This window comes from Kluyvera sp. CHPC 1.2972 (assembly GCF_036759925.1).
Lineage (GTDB): Bacteria > Pseudomonadota > Gammaproteobacteria > Enterobacterales > Enterobacteriaceae > Kluyvera.
In genome coordinates, this window is sequence record NZ_JAPKIB010000010.1 from 43,160 (window position 1) to 60,728 (window position 17,569).

General features: G+C 58.6%; 14 protein-coding genes. 7 read left to right on the forward strand and 7 right to left on the reverse strand.

Annotated elements, in window-relative coordinates; all coding sequences use genetic code 11:
* The first annotated feature begins 20 nt into the window (after window positions 1–20).
* Window positions 21–494 (forward strand): hydrogenase maturation peptidase HycI, encoded by a 474-nt coding sequence (gene hycI, locus V6944_RS15680; RefSeq protein ID WP_185668050.1) that lies wholly within the window; start codon window positions 21–23, stop codon window positions 492–494.
* Window positions 495–575: 81 nt separating this feature from the next.
* Here the strand turns inward: hycI and V6944_RS15685 are convergent, their stop codons facing one another.
* Both V6944_RS15685 and ascF read right to left on the reverse strand, forming a co-directional pair.
* Window positions 576–2,000 carry a 6-phospho-beta-glucosidase gene (locus V6944_RS15685; RefSeq protein WP_333499633.1) on the reverse strand — a complete coding sequence of 475 codons (1,425 nt, stop codon included), beginning with the start codon at window positions 1,998–2,000 and terminating at the stop codon, window positions 576–578.
* Between the two features lie 19 nt (window positions 2,001–2,019).
* Window positions 2,020–3,477, reverse strand: coding sequence for a PTS cellobiose/arbutin/salicin transporter subunit IIBC (gene ascF, locus V6944_RS15690; RefSeq protein WP_333499634.1), 1,458 nt, complete (start codon window positions 3,475–3,477; stop codon window positions 2,020–2,022).
* A 262-nt stretch (window positions 3,478–3,739) separates the two neighbouring features.
* Between ascF and V6944_RS15695 the strand changes: the two genes are divergently transcribed.
* The 5 genes from V6944_RS15695 to V6944_RS15715 all read left to right on the forward strand — a co-directional run bounded on the left by V6944_RS15695 (window position 3,740) and on the right by V6944_RS15715 (window position 10,900).
* Complete coding sequence (locus tag V6944_RS15695) at window positions 3,740–4,753, forward strand: LacI family DNA-binding transcriptional regulator (RefSeq protein ID WP_333499635.1); 1,014 nt, start codon at window positions 3,740–3,742, stop codon at window positions 4,751–4,753.
* A 158-nt stretch (window positions 4,754–4,911) separates the two neighbouring features.
* Window positions 4,912–5,457, forward strand: a complete 546-nt coding sequence (gene hydN, locus V6944_RS15700; RefSeq protein ID WP_185668054.1) for an electron transport protein HydN — start codon at window positions 4,912–4,914, stop codon at window positions 5,455–5,457.
* 35 nt (window positions 5,458–5,492) lie between these two features.
* Window positions 5,493–7,643 (forward strand): formate dehydrogenase subunit alpha, encoded by a 2,151-nt coding sequence (gene fdhF, locus V6944_RS15705; RefSeq protein ID WP_333499636.1) that lies wholly within the window; start codon window positions 5,493–5,495, stop codon window positions 7,641–7,643.
* A 4-nt stretch (window positions 7,644–7,647) separates the two neighbouring features.
* Complete coding sequence (gene hypF / locus V6944_RS15710; protein WP_333499637.1) at window positions 7,648–9,873, forward strand: carbamoyltransferase HypF; 2,226 nt, start codon at window positions 7,648–7,650, stop codon at window positions 9,871–9,873.
* Window positions 9,874–9,883: 10 nt separating this feature from the next.
* Window positions 9,884–10,900, forward strand: a complete 1,017-nt coding sequence (locus V6944_RS15715; protein ID WP_220439910.1) for a HoxN/HupN/NixA family nickel/cobalt transporter — start codon at window positions 9,884–9,886, stop codon at window positions 10,898–10,900.
* Window positions 10,901–11,092: 192 nt separating this feature from the next.
* Here V6944_RS15715 and norW read toward each other — a convergent pair whose 3' ends face one another.
* Both norW and norV read right to left on the reverse strand, forming a co-directional pair.
* Window positions 11,093–12,226 (reverse strand): NADH:flavorubredoxin reductase NorW, encoded by a 1,134-nt coding sequence (gene norW, locus V6944_RS15720; protein WP_333499638.1) that lies wholly within the window; start codon window positions 12,224–12,226, stop codon window positions 11,093–11,095.
* Entirely contained in the window at window positions 12,223–13,671 is a 1,449-nt protein-coding gene (norV, locus tag V6944_RS15725; protein WP_333499639.1) for an anaerobic nitric oxide reductase flavorubredoxin, read from the reverse strand. Before norV ends, norW begins: the two co-directional genes overlap by 4 nt.
* A 191-nt stretch (window positions 13,672–13,862) precedes the next feature.
* On the opposite strand from norV, the gene norR reads away from it, so the two are divergent.
* Window positions 13,863–15,386 (forward strand): nitric oxide reductase transcriptional regulator NorR, encoded by a 1,524-nt coding sequence (gene norR / locus V6944_RS15730; RefSeq protein ID WP_333499640.1) that lies wholly within the window; start codon window positions 13,863–13,865, stop codon window positions 15,384–15,386.
* Here norR and gutQ read toward each other — a convergent pair.
* From gutQ to gutM, 3 genes are all read right to left on the reverse strand, one after another.
* On the reverse strand, window positions 15,383–16,348 hold the full coding sequence (gene gutQ / locus V6944_RS15735) for an arabinose-5-phosphate isomerase GutQ (RefSeq protein ID WP_333499641.1): 966 nt from the start codon (window positions 16,346–16,348) through the stop codon (window positions 15,383–15,385). The genes norR and gutQ overlap by 4 nt on opposite strands.
* Window positions 16,341–17,114 carry a glucitol operon DNA-binding transcriptional repressor SrlR gene (gene srlR / locus V6944_RS15740; protein WP_333499642.1) on the reverse strand — a complete coding sequence of 258 codons (774 nt, stop codon included), beginning with the start codon at window positions 17,112–17,114 and terminating at the stop codon, window positions 16,341–16,343. The genes gutQ and srlR overlap by 8 nt, the downstream gene beginning before the upstream one ends.
* A gap of 68 nt (window positions 17,115–17,182) precedes the next feature.
* Window positions 17,183–17,542 (reverse strand): transcriptional regulator GutM, encoded by a 360-nt coding sequence (gene gutM / locus V6944_RS15745; RefSeq protein WP_333499643.1) that lies wholly within the window; start codon window positions 17,540–17,542, stop codon window positions 17,183–17,185.
* Window positions 17,543–17,569 lie beyond the last annotated feature (27 nt).

Genomic DNA, 17,569 nt, shown 5'->3' on the forward strand with positions numbered 1-17,569 from the left:
TTTACGATTGAGGAATGACCATGACTGACGTTTTACTCTGTGTCGGCAATAGCATGATGGGCGACGATGGCGCTGGCCCTCTGCTGGCAGAAATGTGTGCAGCCCAGCCGAAAGGGGCGTGGGTTGTGATTGACGGCGGCAGCGCGCCGGAAAACGATATTGTGGCGATCCGCGAGCTGAACCCGGCTCGCCTGCTGATTGTCGATGCCACCGATATGGGGCTGAACCCGGGTGAGATTCGCATTATCGACCCGGACGACATCGCCGAAATGTTTATGATGACCACCCACAATATGCCGCTGAACTACCTGGTGGATCAGCTGAAGGACGACGTGGGTGAGGTGATTTTCCTCGGCATTCAGCCGGATATCGTGGGCTTTTATTACCCAATGACCCAGGCGATTAAAGATGCGGTTGAGGTGGTTTATCAGCGTCTTGAAGGGTGGCAGGGGAACGGCGGGTTTGCGCAGTTGGAAGCTGAGGACGAAGAGTAATTCCCGGCGTCGCTACGCTCGGCCGGGCTACATTTGACTCGTAGCCCGGGCGAGGCGTTGACGCCGACCCCGGGATGGCACCTACGCCAAATCTTCCCCGTTACTGGCAATCACCTTCTTATACCACCAGAACGACTTCTTACGCGTCCGCGCCAGCGTCCCATTCCCCGCGTCATCACGGTCAACGTAGACAAACCCGTAGCGCTTGCTCATCTCACCGGTTGAGGCCGCCACCAGATCGATACAGCCCCAGGTGGTGTAACCCATCACCGGAATCCCATCCTCAATGGCTTCCCCCATCGCCCGAATATGCTCGCGCAGATAGCTGATGCGGTAATCGTCATCAATCTGCCCGTCAGCGTTAACCACGTCTTTCGCGCCAAGGCCGTTTTCCACCAGGAATAGCGGCTTCTGGTAACGGTCGTACATCATGTTCATGGTGATGCGCAGGCCGAGCGGGTCGATACCCCAGCCCCATTCGCTGGCTTCGATATACGGGTTTTTCAGCGACTTCACGATATTCGCCGCGTTGGTATTGTTGGCATTCATCTCCGCCGACGCGCAGCGCGAGGCGTAATAGCTGAACGAAACAAAATCGACGGTGTGCTTGAGGATCTCGTCATCGCCCGCTTCTTTAACAATCGTCACGCCTTTCTCACGGAACACCCGCGCCGAGTAGGCCGGGTAGCGACCGCGCGCCTGCACGTCGATAAAGAACAGGTTCTCGCGGTCTTTCTCCAGCGCTGCCCACACGTCTTCTGGCTTGCAGGAGTAAGGGTAGAAATTACCGCCCGCCAGCATGCAGCCGACCTGGTTTTGCGGGTTGACCTCATGGGCGATTTTGGTCGCCAGCGCGCTAGCCACCAGCTCGTGGTGCGCGGCCTGGTATTTCACCTGATCCTGATTTTCACCCTCTTCAAACACCAGCCCCGCGCCGGAGAACGGGCTGTGCAGCATGATGTTGATTTCGTTGAAGGTCAGCCAGTACTTCACCAGCCCGTCGAACGCCTCAAAGCAGGTGCGGGCGTAACGGGCGAAAAAATCGACCATTTTACGGTTGCGCCATGAACCGTACTCGGTGACCAGATGCATCGGCACGTCGAAGTGGCACAGGGTGACCAGCGGCTCAATGCCGTACTTCCGGCACTCGAGGAACAGGTCGCGATAGAAAGCGATGCCCGCTTCGTTTGGCGTCAGTTCGTCGCCGTTCGGGTAGAGTCGGCTCCAGGCAATCGAGGTGCGGAATACGGTAAAGCCCATCTCCGCCATCAGCGCGATATCTTCTTTGTAGCGATGATAAAAATCGATCGCCTGATGGCTCGGGTAGAACTCATCGTCGCGCAGGGTAAAGCGCTTCTCTTGCCCCAGCTTCACCGGCAGGCGGTTTACGCCGTGCGGGATCATATCCACGGTGGTCAGCCCTTTGCCGCCCTCAAGATAAGCCCCTTCGGCCTGGTTGGCGGCAATGGCGCCGCCCCAGAGAAACCCTTGCGGAAATGTCGACATGCGTTACCTCGCTAAAAAATTATGAAATTCGTGCCGCTGCCGCACCGGCAGGCGCGGTGGCCTGACGCTTACGCGCCTCAGCGGCGGCCTCTTCGACGGGAATATCTTCAAAACCAAGAATCAACGTCAGCACAAAGGAGAGCACCACCGCCAGCGCCATCACCCCAAATACCCAGACGATGGTCATCGGGTTGGCCGGGTCGAAGAACTGCACGCTGGTGAACAGGCCCGGTGCCGCCATGGAGTGGCTGGCAAGACCTGCGGCACCGGCAATCCCGCCGCAGATAAAGCCGCTTATCAGGCTGGCAATCAGCGGGCGCTTCAGGCGAACAGCCACCCCGTACAGCGCTGGTTCAGAAATCCCGGCCAGAATGGCGGACGCGGCGGCCGCCAGCGCGGTCTGGCGCAGCTCCGGGTTTTTGGTTTTCCATGCCACCGCCAGCGACGAACCGCCGAGCGACAGATTGGCGCCGATTTCCGATGGCATCACCATGCCCTCTTTGCCGGTCTCGGCGATGGTCTGAATGATGGTGGGCGTAAAGACGCGGTGCATCCCGGTCATCACCAGCAGCGGCCACAGCGCGCCCATAATGGCAACCGACAGCCATCCGAGGTAGCCGTGAATGGTGTACACCAGTGCAGAGATGGCGCTACCGATCCAGATGCCAATCGGGCCAATCAGCAGGATCGCCAGCGGCGCGGCGATCAACACGATCAGCATCGGTTTGAGGAAGTTTTTGGTGACCGCCGGGGTAATTTTATCGACCCAGCGTTCAATGTAGGAGAGGCACCAGGTCATCACCAGCGCCGGGATTACGGTATAGGTGTACTTTACCGCCGTCACCGGGATAAAGGCGAATTCGACGTGCTCGCCCTGGGCCGCTTTCGCCATCAGCTCAATAAAGCTCGGATGCACCAGCACCCCGGCAATAGCAATCGCCAGCGACATATTGGTTTTGAACTTCACCGCCGCGGAGGCAGCGACCATCAGCGGCAGGAAGAAGAACGCGCCGTCGCCGATCACCGTCAGAATAGTGAGCGTCGGTGCGCCTTTTGGCAGCACGCCGGTCATCTCGAGGATCATCGCCAGCAGCTTAACCATCGATCCGCCGATAATCGCCGGGATCAGCGGCGACATGGTGCCGATCAGCGCGTCGAGGATCCCGGCGCCGATGCGGCGTAAGGTGAGCTTCGGTTTTCCGACCGGGGCGGCAGGCTGTAGGTTGCTCGGCAGCAGGTTCACCACCTCACGGTAGGCCTGGGAGACGGTGTTGCCGATAATCACCTGGCACTGGTTGTCATTACGCACCACGCCCAGCACGCCGCTGATGCCCTTGAGGCTGGCGCTGTCGACCTGCGTTTCATCTTTCAGTACAAAGCGCAGGCGGGTCATGCAGTGCGTGACGGCGGAGATGTTCTCCACGCCGCCAAGCGCGCCCACCACGGATTGCGCCAGAGCCGCATAGTTTTTAGACATCGGAAAATCCTGTTTTATCAGTAGGGTACTTATCGCTCATCGCCCGGTGTGGCGGGGTGATGAAACGCTGCATAGGAAACCGGTTCCACATAATATTCATGTGTTATTTTTGTTACATCAAGATCTAATTTTTGTTTTTGGTTAATTCGTGAAACCGATCACATGAACCAACATTGGGCAAAAAGCGCGCAGATCGGTGGATGCTGAAAATAGCGAAACGGTGAAGTACACTGCTGGCAAATGATTTCTCAAAGGTATGACTATGACGACAATGCTGGAGGTGGCGCGACGGGCGGGCGTGTCGAAAGCCACCGTATCCCGGGTGCTATCGGGCAACGGTTATGTCAGTCAGGAGACGAAAGACCGGGTGTTTCTGGCCATTGAAGAGAGTGGCTATCGGCCTAATCTTCTGGCGCGTAATCTGGCGACCAAAAAGACGCAGACGCTGGGGCTGGTGGTCACCAACACGCTCTATCACGGGGTCTATTTCAGCGAACTGCTGTTCCACGCGGCGAGCATGACCGAAGATCAGGGGCGGCGGTTGATTCTGGCGGACGGTAAGCACAGCGCGCAAGAAGAGCGGGACGCGATTCAGTATCTGCTCGACCTGCGCTGCGACGGCATTATTATTTATCCCCGTTTTCTGAGCGTCGACGATATTGACGACATTATTCAGCAGCAACAGCAGCCGATATTAGTGATTAACCGTCGGCTGCGGCGAAATAGCAGCCACTGCGTGTATTGCGATCAAAAATCCGCCAGCCAGAATGCGGTGGAGCGGTTAATTCTCCTTGGCCATCGCGATATTGCGTTTATTACCGGCTCGCTGGATTCTCCTACCGGTATTGAACGCCTGTCCGGCTATAAAGACGCGCTGACGAAGCACGGCATTACCGTGCGTAATGAGCTGATTGTGCAAGGAAAGTGGACGCCCGCGACCGGCGCCGCCGGAGTGGATGCGCTGCTGGACAGCAAGGTGAACTTTAGCGCGCTGGTTGCCAGTAATGACGATATGGCGGTCGGGGCGATTAAACGTCTGCATGCGCGCGGAATAAACGTACCGCAGCAGGTTTCGGTGCTGGGTTTTGATGATATTACTCTCGCACCGTATATGGTGCCGTCGCTCTCCAGCGTGCGAATTCCGGTCACGGAAATGATCAAAGAGACCATCCACCGCCTTATTTTTATGCTCGACGGCGGGGATTTTAAATATCAGCAAACCTTCCCTGGTGAACTGATTGAGCGTGAGTCCATCGTCCCCGGTCCGCACGCTTAGCGTCGTCATCTGTCATCTGTCATCTGTCATCGTCATAAGTGACGATGACAGCTTATCTCTCATCATCATCAATAAAATCTCCTTAAAAAACAGCTAACTAAAAGTTGGCTCGAATAATGCATTCTCCCGCGAATTCACTGTCATTGCTGGAGAAGTTGATGAACCGTTTCATCATTGCTGATGCGAGTAAATGTATTGGCTGCCGGACATGCGAAGTCGCATGCGTGGTTTCCCACCAGGAAGATCAGGACTGCGCCGCGCTGACGCCGCAATCTTTCCTGCCCCGTATTCACGTTATTAAAGGCGTAGATGTCTCTACCGCCACCGCCTGCCGCCAGTGCGAAGACGCGCCGTGCGCTAACGTCTGCCCGAACGGCGCAATCAGCCGCGACAAAGGCTTTATCCACGTGATGCAGGAACGCTGCATCGGCTGCAAAACCTGCGTGGTGGCGTGCCCTTATGGTGCGATGGAAGTGGTGGTGCGTCCGGTGGTTCGTAACAGCGGCGCGGGCCTGAAGGTGCGTGCGGAGAAAGCGGAAGCCAACAAATGTGACCTCTGCTACCACCGTGAAGCCGGTCCGGCCTGTATGGAAGCCTGCCCGACTCACGCGCTGTTTTGCGTCGACCGCAGCAAGCTTGAGCAGTTGAGCGCGGAAAAACGCCGTCGCGCCGCGCTTGATAGCGCCGCGTCTATCTCTCTTTAATCATCCTTATTTCTCTTTTAACAGGTCTGTTACTGATGAAAAAAATCACGAGTGTGTGCCCTTACTGTGGGGCTGGTTGCAAACTGAAGCTGGTTGTCGACAACGGTAAAATTATCCGCGCCGAGGCCGCCGACGGTAAAACCAACCAGAATGAGCTGTGCCTGAAGGGCTATTACGGCTGGGACTTTCTGAACGACACCAAGCTGCTGACCCCCCGATTAACGCAGCCGATGATCCGCTATGAAAAAGGCGGCAAGTTCACTCCCGTGAGCTGGGATGAGGCGATTCGCTACACCGCGAAGCGTCTTGGCGATATCAAAGCCAAATTCGGGCCGCGCGCCATTATGACCACTGGGTCATCGCGCGGCACCGGCAATGAAACCAACTACGTGATGCAGAAATTCGCCCGCGGCGTGCTGCACACCAATAACGTCGACTGCTGCGCGCGCGTCTGTCACGGCCCTTCAGTGGCCGGGCTTCAGGACGTGCTGGGCAACGGCGCGATGAGCAACAGCATCGGCGATATTGAAAACTCTCGCTGCCTGCTGGTCTTTGGCTACAACTGCGCGGACTCGCACCCGATTGTGGCGCGTCGCGTGATTAAGGCGAAAGACAAAGGGGCCAAAATTATCGTCTGCGATCCGCGTCGTATTGAAACCGCGCGCATCGCCGACCAGCATCTGCAGATGCGTAACGGCAGCAATATGGCGCTGGTGAATGCTTTCGCCCACGTGCTGCTGGAAGAAGACCTGTACGACCACGAGTACGTTTCTCGCTACACCACCGGGCTTGATGATTTGCGTGAAGTGGTTAAAGACTACGCACCGGAAGCGGTGGAATCGTTGACCGGTATTCCGGCCATGCAGGTTCGCCAGGCGATGCGTACCTACGCGGCCGCGCCGTCGGCGACCATTATGTGGGGCATGGGCGTCACCCAGTTTGGCCAAGCGGTTGACGTGGTGAAAGGGCTGGCAAGCCTGGCGCTGCTGACCGGTAACCTCGGGCGCGAAGCGGTCGGTGTTGGCCCGGTGCGTGGGCAGAACAACGTGCAGGGCGCGTGTGATATGGGCGTGCTGCCAAACCAGTTCCCTGGCTATCAGGATGTGGTGGATGCCGCCGTGCGCGAGAAGTTCGCCAAAGCCTGGGGCATCGATGCCAGCCTGATGGACGACAAAGTGGGCGTGCGTATTACCGAAGTGCCGCATCTGGCCATCGAAGGGAAGGTGAAAGCCTACTACATCATGGGCGAAGACCCGCTGCAAACCGAGGCGGATTTAGGTCTCGTGCGCAAAGGGTTTGAAGCGCTCGACTTTGTGGTGGTGCAGGACATCTTTATGACCAAGACCGCCGAGCAGGCGGACGTGCTGCTGCCCGCCACCTCATGGGGTGAACACGGCGGCGTCTTCACCTGCGCCGACCGCGGCTTCCAGCGCTTCGAGAAAGCCATCGAACCGACCTACAACGTCAAGCGCGACTGGGAAATTATCAGCCTGCTGGCAAGCGAAATGGGCTACCCGATGCATTACGACGATAACCAGCAAATCTGGGACGAAATGCGCGAGCTGTGCCCGCTGTTCTACGGCGTCACCTACGAGAAAATGGGCGAGATAGGGCATGTACAGTGGCCGTGCCCGACCCTTGACCATCCGGGGACACCGTATTTGTACGAAGGCAATCAGTTCGCCACGCCTGACGGTAAAGGCCACCTGTTCGCGGCACCGTGGCGTGCGCCAGCCGAAACGCCGGACGCCGACTTCCCGCTGGTGCTCTGCACCGTACGCGAGGTCGGGCACTACTCCTGTCGCTCGATGACCGGCAACTGCGCGGCGCTGCAATCGCTCGCCGATGAGCCAGGCTTTGTGCAGATGAATCCGCAGGATGCCAACCTGCTTGGCGTGCATGATAAGCAGCTGGTGTGGGTCTCCTCACGTCGCGGCAAAGTGATTAGCCGCGCCTGCGTGAGCGAACGCATCAACCACGGCAGCGTTTATATGACCTACCAATGGTGGATTGGCGCCTGCAACGAACTGACCCAGGATAACCTCGACCCTATCTCAAAAACGCCGGAAACCAAGTATTGCGCGGTGAAAATCGAGGCGATTGAGGATCAGAACTGGGCCGAAATCTACGCGCAGGATAGCTATCAGTCGATGAAAACGCGCCTGAACGCGGCGCTCAACGGGTAATCAGATGAACGCAAACGGCGTGCAGATCCGTATCTGCGGAAAAGTACAGGGGGTGGGTTTCCGTCCTTTCGTTTGGCAGTTAGCCAAACAGCGCGGCTGCCTCGGTGATGTCTGCAACGACAGCGCCGGGGTACTGCTGCGCCTCTACGGTGATGAAGCGGACTTTATCGCCGCGCTGTACCAGTACTGCCCGCCGCTTGCGCGCATTGATAGTACCCACGTCGAGCCCTTTGAGTGGCCGACGCTGCCAACCGATTTCACCATCCGCCAGAGCGGTGCCGGGGCGATGAGCACCCAGATTGTCCCCGATGCGGCAACCTGTCCGGCGTGCCTGGCAGAAATGAACGACCCGCAGGAGCGGCGCTATCGCTACCCGTTTATCAACTGCACCCACTGCGGGCCGCGCTTTACCATTATTCACGCCATGCCCTATGACCGCCCGCTGACGGTGATGGCGGCATTTCCGCTCTGCCCGCAGTGCGAGGCGGAGTACCGAAATCCTTATGACCGCCGTTTTCACGCCCAGCCGGTGGCCTGCGCCGAGTGCGGGCCGTGGTTGATGTGGCAAAGCGGTGAACAACGCGCGGAAAAAGAGGCGGCGCTTGCCGCCGCTATTGCCATGATTGATGCCGGTGGCATTGTGGCAGTGAAGGGCATTGGCGGCTTCCATCTGGCCTGCGATGCCGGAAATTCCGCGGCGGTGACGACGCTCCGCGCGCGCAAACATCGCCCGGCAAAACCGCTGGCGGTGATGGTGGCGAACGCTGACGCGCTGTCAATTGACGCGCGCTCGTTGCTGAAAACCCCCGCCGCACCGATTGTGCTGGTGGATAAACATCTGATTCCCGGGGTCTGCCCGGAGATTGCGCCGGATCTTGCGGAGGTTGGCGTGATGCTGCCCGCCAACCCGCTACAGCATTTGCTAATGCAGGCGCTGGCGCGCCCGCTGGTGATGACCTCCGGCAACCTGAGCGGCAAACCCCCGGCGTTGACTAACGATGATGCACTGACCGATCTGGCTGATATTGCCGACGGCTTTCTGCTGCACAACCGCGATATCGTGCAGCGTATGGACGATTCGGTGGTGCGTCAGAGCGGTGAGATGCTGCGCCGTTCGCGTGGCTATGTGCCGGATGCATTGACCCTGCCGCCGGGCTTTCGCGATGTGCCGCCGATGCTCTGCCTCGGCGCGGACATGAAAAATACCTTCTGCCTGGTGCGCGGTGACCGGGCGGTACTCAGCCAGCACTTTGGCGACCTGACCGACGACGGCGTGGAAGCCCAGTGGCGGCAGGCGCTGGCGCTGATGCAGTCCATTTACGACTTTGTGCCGCAGGCGGTGGTGGCGGATTACCATGCGGCCTATCGCTCGTCGCAGTGGGCGGCGGAACTGGCGCTGCCGCAGCATCAGGTGCTGCATCATCACGCGCACATTGCCGCCTGCCTTGCCGAGCACGACTGGCCGCTTGACGGCGGCGAGGTGATCGCGATGGCGCTCGACGGTATTGGCATGGGCGAGCACGGTGCGCTGTGGGGCGGTGAGTGTCTGCGCGTGAGCTACCGCGAGTGTGAACATCTTGGCGGCCTGCCCGCCGTGGCGCTGCCGGGCGGTGACCTGGCGGCACGTCAGCCGTGGCGTAACCTGTTGGCGCATTGCCTGGCGTTCGTGCCCGGCTGGGAAACGTTTGATGCTACGCAGACCGTACAGCAGCAGAACTGGCCGCTGCTGGCGCAGGCGATTCAGCGCGGGATCAACAGTCCGGTGGCGTCTTCCTGCGGCCGCCTGTTTGACGCGGTGGCCTGTGCGGTCGGCTGCGCGCCGCTGGCGCTGAGCTACGAAGGCGAGGCCGCCTGTCGGCTGGAAGCGCTGGCGTCGGGCAGTGCGGGCGTGAGACATCCAGTGACGATGCCGGTTGTTGATAATCAGCTGGATCTCGCCACCTTCTGGCAGGCATGGCTGAGCTGGCAGGCGACCCCGGCGCAAAAAGCGTGGGCGTTTCATGATGCGCTGGCGCAGGGCATTGCCGCCTTAATGCGTCAGCACGCAGAGCGTCTGTCGCTCTCGACGCTGGCTTTCGGCGGCGGCGTACTGCACAACGCGCTGCTGCGCAGCCGCCTGACGCACTATCTACACGATTTCACTTTGCTCTTTCCGAAGCGTTTACCCGCGGGGGATGGGGCAATTTCATACGGGCAGTCTGTGATTGCTGCAGCTCGCCATCTGGTTTAAGGAGTTACTCATGTTGTGGAATGTTCTTCGTCAACAGCCGCGCGCAACGCTGCTGGTTATGGTTCTCGTGTTGGCGAATTTACTGGCCTGGGGTTGGGCATGGCAGGCATTTGGTCATAACGGCGCGCTGATGGCCGCCAGTCTGCTGGCGTGGGGCTACGGCCTGCGTCATGCGGTGGACGCTGACCACATTGCAGCGATTGATAACGTCACCCGTAAAATGATGCAGCAGGGTAAGCGCCCGTTCGGCGTCGGTGCCTGGTTCTCACTCGGCCACTCCTCCATCGTGGTGCTGGCATCGGTAGCGATTGCCGCTACGGCGACCGCGTTCCAGCATAAGATGAGCTGGTTCCACGACACCGGTAGCATCATCGGCACCACCGTGTCGGCGGTGTTCCTGCTGGCGATGGCGCTGGTCAACCTGATTATTCTGCGCGGCGTGTGGCGCAGCTTCCAGGCGCTGAAAAAAGGCGAGTCGGTCTCCGCCGACCTGCCGGTGACCGGCGGCATGATGAGCGCGCTGTTCAGCCGTACTTTCCGCCTGATTGGCAAGAGCTGGCATATGTATCTGGTCGGCTTCCTGTTTGGCCTCGGTTTTGATACCGCCACAGAAATTGGCGTGCTGGGCATCTCTGCTGCCAGCGCATCCAGCGGGATGTCGATGTGGTCGATTATGGTCTTCCCGGCGCTGTTCGCGAGCGGCATGGCGCTGGTCGATACGCTGGATAACATTCTGATGGTGGGCGCGTACGGTTGGGCCTTCAACAAGCCGCAGCGTAAGCTTTACTACAATATGACCATTACCGGTGCCTCCGTGGTGGTCGCGCTGTTTATTGGTGGGCTGGAAGCGCTGGGGCTGATTATCGATAAGTTCGACCTGACCGGCGGCATCTGGAGCGGGGTATCGATGCTCAGCGACAACCTCGGCAACGCGGGCTTTGTGGTGATTGGCCTGTTCGCGCTGTGCTGGCTGGTGTCGATGGTCAACTACCGCTGGCGTAACTATGACGCGCTGGTGGTGCGTTAAGATTTGAGCCGTTCCCGGCGGCGCTGCACTTGGCCGGGCTACAGATCGAATGTAGCCCGGCCAAGCGCAGCGCCGCCGGGGAAACTCCGGACGCAAAAACAAAAAAAGCCCCGGGGCAGCGGGGCAAAAATCAGACTTTAGCGCTTCCTTGCGCGTGAGGTTAAGTCAAACAGTGGACACAGCGTTTACTTCTTAACTCGCGAGCGACTTCAACAGACCAAAGGCCTCTTTCATTCGCTCCTCGCTAACCACGAATGCCCGCAGCTGCTGGCCTTCGTCGTAGCCTTGCGCCAGCATACCGTCGGCGCGGGTTTCAATCTTCCAGTTCAAATCCTGACGGCGGGTTTCACCGGCCAGATGCAGCGGCAGATCCGGCGTTTTCACCTTCACCAGCATGTTCGGCAGCTTCAGCTCGCCGGACTGGCCGAGAATATTCTTCGCCAGACACATCGCGCTCATCAGAATCGGCTGCAGGAACGGCAGCACGGTACCGTTGATCTCCGCGCAGTCGCCCAGCGCATAGATATCCGGGTTGCTGGTACGCAGGGTACTATCGACCTTCACACCGCGGTTAATCTCGAGACCTGCCATGCGCGCCAGCGCCGTTTCAGGACGCAGGCCGGTGGCGGCCACCACCGCATCAACCTCGACGTGACGGTCGCGGTCAAAGGAGGCACGAATGCCGGTGGCGGTCTGCTCCAGCGACTGCAGCTGGGATTTCAGCAGCAGATGGATGCCCATGTCGGTCAGACGATGCTGCAACCGGCTGCTCACTTCCGGCGGCATCAGCGAGGCCAGCACGCTGGCGGAGTTATCGACCACGGTGACCGCTTTACCGGCGCGACTAAAGTCCATCGCCAGCTCGCTGCCAATCAAACCACCGCCGATAATCAGCACGCGTCGGGCATCGCGCAGCGTACTTTGCGCGGCGCCGAACTCCTGTTGGCTGTTGAGGGTCAGCATCAGCGCCTTGCCCTGTACCGGCGGCACGATGGTTGACGCGCCCGTTGCCAGCACCAGCTTGTCGTACTGCCACTCATGGTTCTGGCTTTTCACCACATGCGCGTTGGCGTCGATGCCGGTCACCCAGGTCTGCGGGAACAGATTCAGGTTGTACTGCTCGGCGAACTCGCCTGCGGTTTGCAGGGTGAGGTCGGCGGCGGTTTGCCCCCGGCTCACCACGTGGCTTAAGTCCGGTTTGTTGTACTCGTCGATGCTGTCGGCGGCGATGAGCGTCAGTTTGACGCTCGCGTCGAGCTTACGAATATTCTTCACCAGCTGGCGGGCGGCGAAGCCCGAGCCGATGATCACGATGCCATGATTCATTTTGCCTCCGTCGCCATCACGTCAAAGACATCTTTCCCTAATGAACATTCCGGGCACAGGAAGTTATCCGGGACTTCGCTCCACGGGGTGCCTGGCTGGACGTCCTGGTTTGGTTCGCCTTTCGCCGGGTCGTAAACCCACTGGCATACGCTGCACTGCATGCTTGGGCCGAGGTCGGCTGCGGCAGCGGCGGCACAGGCGCAGGCCTCTTTCGCGGCGTCTGGTTTTGCCGTGGCTTGTGGCAGCGGAGCCAGTGCCCACTGACGGGCGATTTCACGACCGTGCTGACGGCATACTTCCAGCGCATCAATATCAGGACGCCATTTGGCTTTCAGGCTCAGGGACATTTCAAAGCCGGCATCCTGCAAACGGGTGGACAGACGGTCTACAGCGCCGCCGCTCCAGCCGTGAGAACCAAAGGCGCTCGCGCGTTTGTTACGGAAGCGCAGGCCGGTCATCTCTTCCACCAGGCCAGCGATTTTCGGCATCATCACGTTGTTCATGGTTGAAGTCCCCACCAGCACGCCTTTAGAACGGAAGACGTTGGTCAGAATTTCGTTTTTATCGCTGCGGGCGACGTTGAAGATTTTCACCGCCACGTTCGGGTCTACTTCGTTGATCCCCTGAGCAATCGCATCCGCCATCATGCGGGTGTTGTTGGACATGGTGTCGTAGAAGAGGGTGATACGGTCTTCCTGATAGTCCGCCGCCCATTTCAGATACAGTTCCACAATCTGGGTTGGGTTTTCACGCCATACCACACCGTGGGAGGTGGCAATCATATCAACCGGCAGGTTGAAGCCGAGGATCTCGGTGATTTTTGGCGTCACCAGACGGCTGAACGGGGTCAGGATGTTGGCGTAGTAGCGCTGGCACTGTTCGAACAGTTCGGTCTGGTCAACTTCGTCGTTGAACAGGCGTTCGTCGCAGTAGTGCTGACCGAAGGCATCGTTACTGAACAGCACCGCGTCGCCGGTCATGTAGGTCATCATGCTGTCAGGCCAGTGCAGCATCGGGGTTTCAACGAAGATCAGTTGTTTGCCGTTACCGATGTCCAGGCTGTCGCCGGTTTTCACCACGTGGAAGTTCCACTCCGGGTGATGGTGGTGGCCGTTGATGGAGTCAATGGCGTTGGCGGTGCAGTAGATTGGGGTGTCCGGAATCTGCGACATCAGTTCGGTCAGCGCACCGGCGTGGTCTTCTTCGGCGTGGTTAATGATGATGTAGTCGATATCAGCCAGGTCGATTTCGCCGCGCAGGTTCTGCACGAATTCACGGCTGAATTTATGGTCGACGGTATCAATCAGGACGTTTTTCTCTTCACGGATAAGGTAGCTGTTGTAGCTGCTGCCGCGCAGCGTTTTGTATTCGGTACCGTGGAAATCACGTACTTCCCAATCACGTTGACCAACCCAATGAATGTTATTTTTAACCAGAATAGACATAGCAACCTCAATTAATTCAGCGTTTTTTCAAAAAAGATGTATTGCTAATTGCAGGTTGTGTGCCAACTTTGTAATTATTTGATTTTGCTGGATTAATTAATTTATGCCTCTTTGTTGTTAGTCAAAATGACTATGCTTGATATTGTCAATATGACATTATGCATTGTCAAAATGACTGTAAGAGGTACGCCATGAGCTTTTCCGTTGATGTGCTGGCTGGCATTGCTATCGAACTCCAGCGCGGCGTCGGCCATCAGGACCGATTTCAGCGTCTGATCACCACGCTGCGCCAGGTGCTGGAGTGCGATGCCTCCGCGCTGCTGCGCTATGACGCGCGGCAGTTTATTCCGCTGGCGATTGATGGGCTGGCGAAAGACGTGCTCGGCAGGCGCTTTACCCTCGAAGGGCATCCGCGGCTGGAGGCGATTGCCCGCGCGGGCGACGTGGTGCGTTTCCCGGCGGATAGCGACTTGCCGGACCCGTACGATGGCCTGATCCCCGGCCAGGAGAGCCTGAAAGTCCACGCCTGCATCGGGCTGCCGCTGTTTGCCGGGCAGAACCTGATTGGCGCACTGACCCTCGACGGTATGTCGCCGGACCAGTTTGATGTATTCAGCGATGAAGAGCTACGGCTGATTGCCGCGCTGGCGGCGGGAGCGCTCAGCAATGCGCTGCTGATTGAACAGCTTGAAAGCCAGAACATGCTGCCGGGCGCGCCGACCGACTTCGAGCAGGTGAAAGAGACGCAGATGATCGGTCTGTCGCCGGGCATGATGCAGCTGAAAAAAGAGATTGAGATTGTCGCCGCTTCCGACCTGAACGTACTGATAAGCGGCGAAACCGGCACCGGGAAAGAGCTAGTGGCAAAGGCGATTCACGAAGGCTCGCCGCGCGCAGTCAGCCCGCTGGTTTACCTGAACTGCGCCGCGCTGCCGGAGAGCGTGGCCGAGAGTGAGCTGTTTGGTCACGTCAAAGGGGCGTTTACCGGGGCTATCAGCAACCGCAGCGGCAAGTTTGAGATGGCCGATAACGGCACGCTGTTCTTAGATGAAATTGGCGAGCTGTCGCTGGCGCTACAGGCCAAGCTGCTGCGCGTGCTGCAGTATGGCGATATTCAGCGCGTCGGGGATGACCGCAGCCTGCGCGTCGATGTGCGGGTGTTGGCTGCGACCAACCGCGACCTGCGCGAAGAGGTGCTGGCCGGTAATTTCCGCGCCGACCTGTTCCATCGCTTGAGCGTATTCCCGCTGTCCGTGCCGCCGCTGCGCGAACGGGGTGACGACGTGGTGCTGCTGGCGGGTTACTTCTGTGAGCAGTGTCGGCTGCGGCTCGGATTGTCGCGAGTGGTATTAAGCAGCGGCGCGCGGGCGCATCTGCAAAGCTACGGCTGGCCGGGTAACGTGCGCGAGCTTGAGCACGCGGTACACCGTGCGGTGGTGCTGGCGCGGGCAACCACGCGCAGCAACGGTGAAGTGGTGCTGGAAGCGCAGCATTTTTCGTTCCAGGAAGGTACACCGACGGAAACAGTCGTAGAGGCGGTAGCCCCGGTGGCAATGGTGAACAACCTGCGCGATGCCACCGAGCATTTTCAGCGGCAGATGATTCGTCAGGCGTTAGAGACACATCAACACAACTGGGCGGCAAGCGCCAGAGCGCTGGAGACAGACGTCGCCAACCTGCATCGGCTGGCGAAGCGTCTGGGGCTGAAGGATTAAAGGATCCCGGCCTGGTAGAAGTTTTGCAGGTTAATCGCGCCGACCAGTCGATGATTTTCATCCACTACCGGGGCGGCGCTGATTTTCTGCTTCATCAACTGTTCTTTGGCGTCGACGGCGCGGGTCTGATCGTGCAGGGTCACGCCGCCCTTGGTCATCGCGTCGTTAACGCAATCCGCCAGAGAACCGCCGCTCACCAGCCAGCGACGCAGATCGCCGTCGGTGAACACGCCCTGAACCTGTGATTGATCGTTGCAGACCGCCACCATCCCCATGCCGGTGCGGCTGAGTTCCAGCATCGCATCCATTACGCTGGCGTGAACGGTGACCTGCGGGACATCGCTCTCTTGACGCATCAGGTGGTGAACGCGGTTGAGCAGTCTCGCGCCTAGCGCGCCTGCCGGGTGAGAGCGCGCAAAATCTTCTTCGTTAAAACCGCGCGCCTGCATCACGGCAATCGCCAGCGCGTCGCCCATCATCAGCGTGTTGACGGTGCTGGAGGTTGGCGCCAGGTGCATAGGGCAGGCTTCACGTTCAACGGAAATATCGATAACGGCGTCGGCCGCCAGCGCCAGCGCGGAGTTGGCTTTGCCAGTCATTGCCAGCAGCACCACGGATTTCTCTTTCAAACGTGGAATGATGTAGTCGAGCTCTTTGGCGCTGCCGGAGTAGGAGATAAACAGCATCACGTCGCGGCTTTCCACCATGCCCAGGTCGCCGTGCAGCGCTTCCGCCGGGTGAACGAAGAACGCGGGGGTGCCGGTGCTGGCGAAAGTGGCGGCCAGCTTTTTGCCGATATGGCCGGATTTGCCCATCCCGGAAACAATCAGTTTGCCCTTGCAGTTCAGGATGGCGTGGGCGGCCTGAACAAAAGTCTCGTCAAGACGGTCGGGTAGGCGGCTTGCTTCCTGCAGTTCCAGTAACAGGGCCTTACGCCCGGCCTCTAACAAAAAATCACTCATTGCTCTCTCCAGTTATGATCACTTCAATCCCTTTGTCTTCCAGCGCTTGACGAAACGCCGGGTCGATTCCCGCGTCGGTAATCAGCTTATCAACGCTTTCCAGACTGCACACCACGTTAGGGCTTTTGCGTCCGAATTTTGACGAGTCCGCCATCAGAATCACTTCGCGTGCGGCGTTGCACATCGCTTTACTGACGGTATAGACCTCGTTAAAGGTGGTCACACCGGCGTTCAGATCGATGCCGTCAGTGCCCATAAAGAGTTTATCAAAGCTGAAATGCTCAAAGGCATTTTCCGCCAGTTGCCCGTGGAACGAGGCCGATTTTTTGCGGAAGGTGCCACCGGGCATCAGGATCGTCTGCTCATTGTCCAGTTCCGACAGCGCGTTAACGATATGCAGGCTGTTGGTCATGACGGTGATGTTGCGAAAGCGGGCGAGCATGGGAACCATCTGTAGCACGGTGCTGCCCGCATCCAGAATGATGGAGTCACCGTCGTGGATAAAGGCAACTGCGGCCTCTGCGATGCGCTCTTTTTGGTGGGTGTTGATGAGCGTTTTGTGATCGATAGGCGGGTCGGTCTCATCTTTGTTTAACACCACGCCGCCGTAGGTTCGAATGACGGTTCCCGCGTTTTCCAGAATGACCAGATCCTTGCGAATGGTGGTTCCCGTGGTGTCAAAGTACTGGGCCAACTCTTCAACCGAGCATTTTCCCTGCTTTTGCAGGTGCTCAAGAATAGCGGCCTGACGCTGACGAGGTTTCATAGGCGTGATTACCCTGACATAAATTTGCGAAATGATAATTTCGCAAGCTATTAGCATTCACAACGAAATTACCCATGTTTCAGTTTAAGCGCCAATGATAGTGCATTCTGCGAGAGAGGATCATGGGGAAAGATCACATCAGGCTGTAATTCATCACGATGTTTTCCGTTCACTCCGTCAATTTTCCCCGGTCTGGCGAACACGGTAACCCCTTTCATAAACAGCGTATCGACGACATGGAAGTGCTCATCCAGCGCGATAGCAACCACGACGCGGGGTTTAAAGCGTCCGCCGGATCGCCCTACGCCAACTCGACCCTGTTGGCAGAGTTGGTCGAACGCCCGGTTGAAGCGGTGGATTTGCCAGCCGCCCAGCGCGAGCTGAGCACACCAGGCGATAACGGCAACGGTAATCAGAGCTGAGACCATGATGTGCTCCTTGGTTGCCCGGTAAGC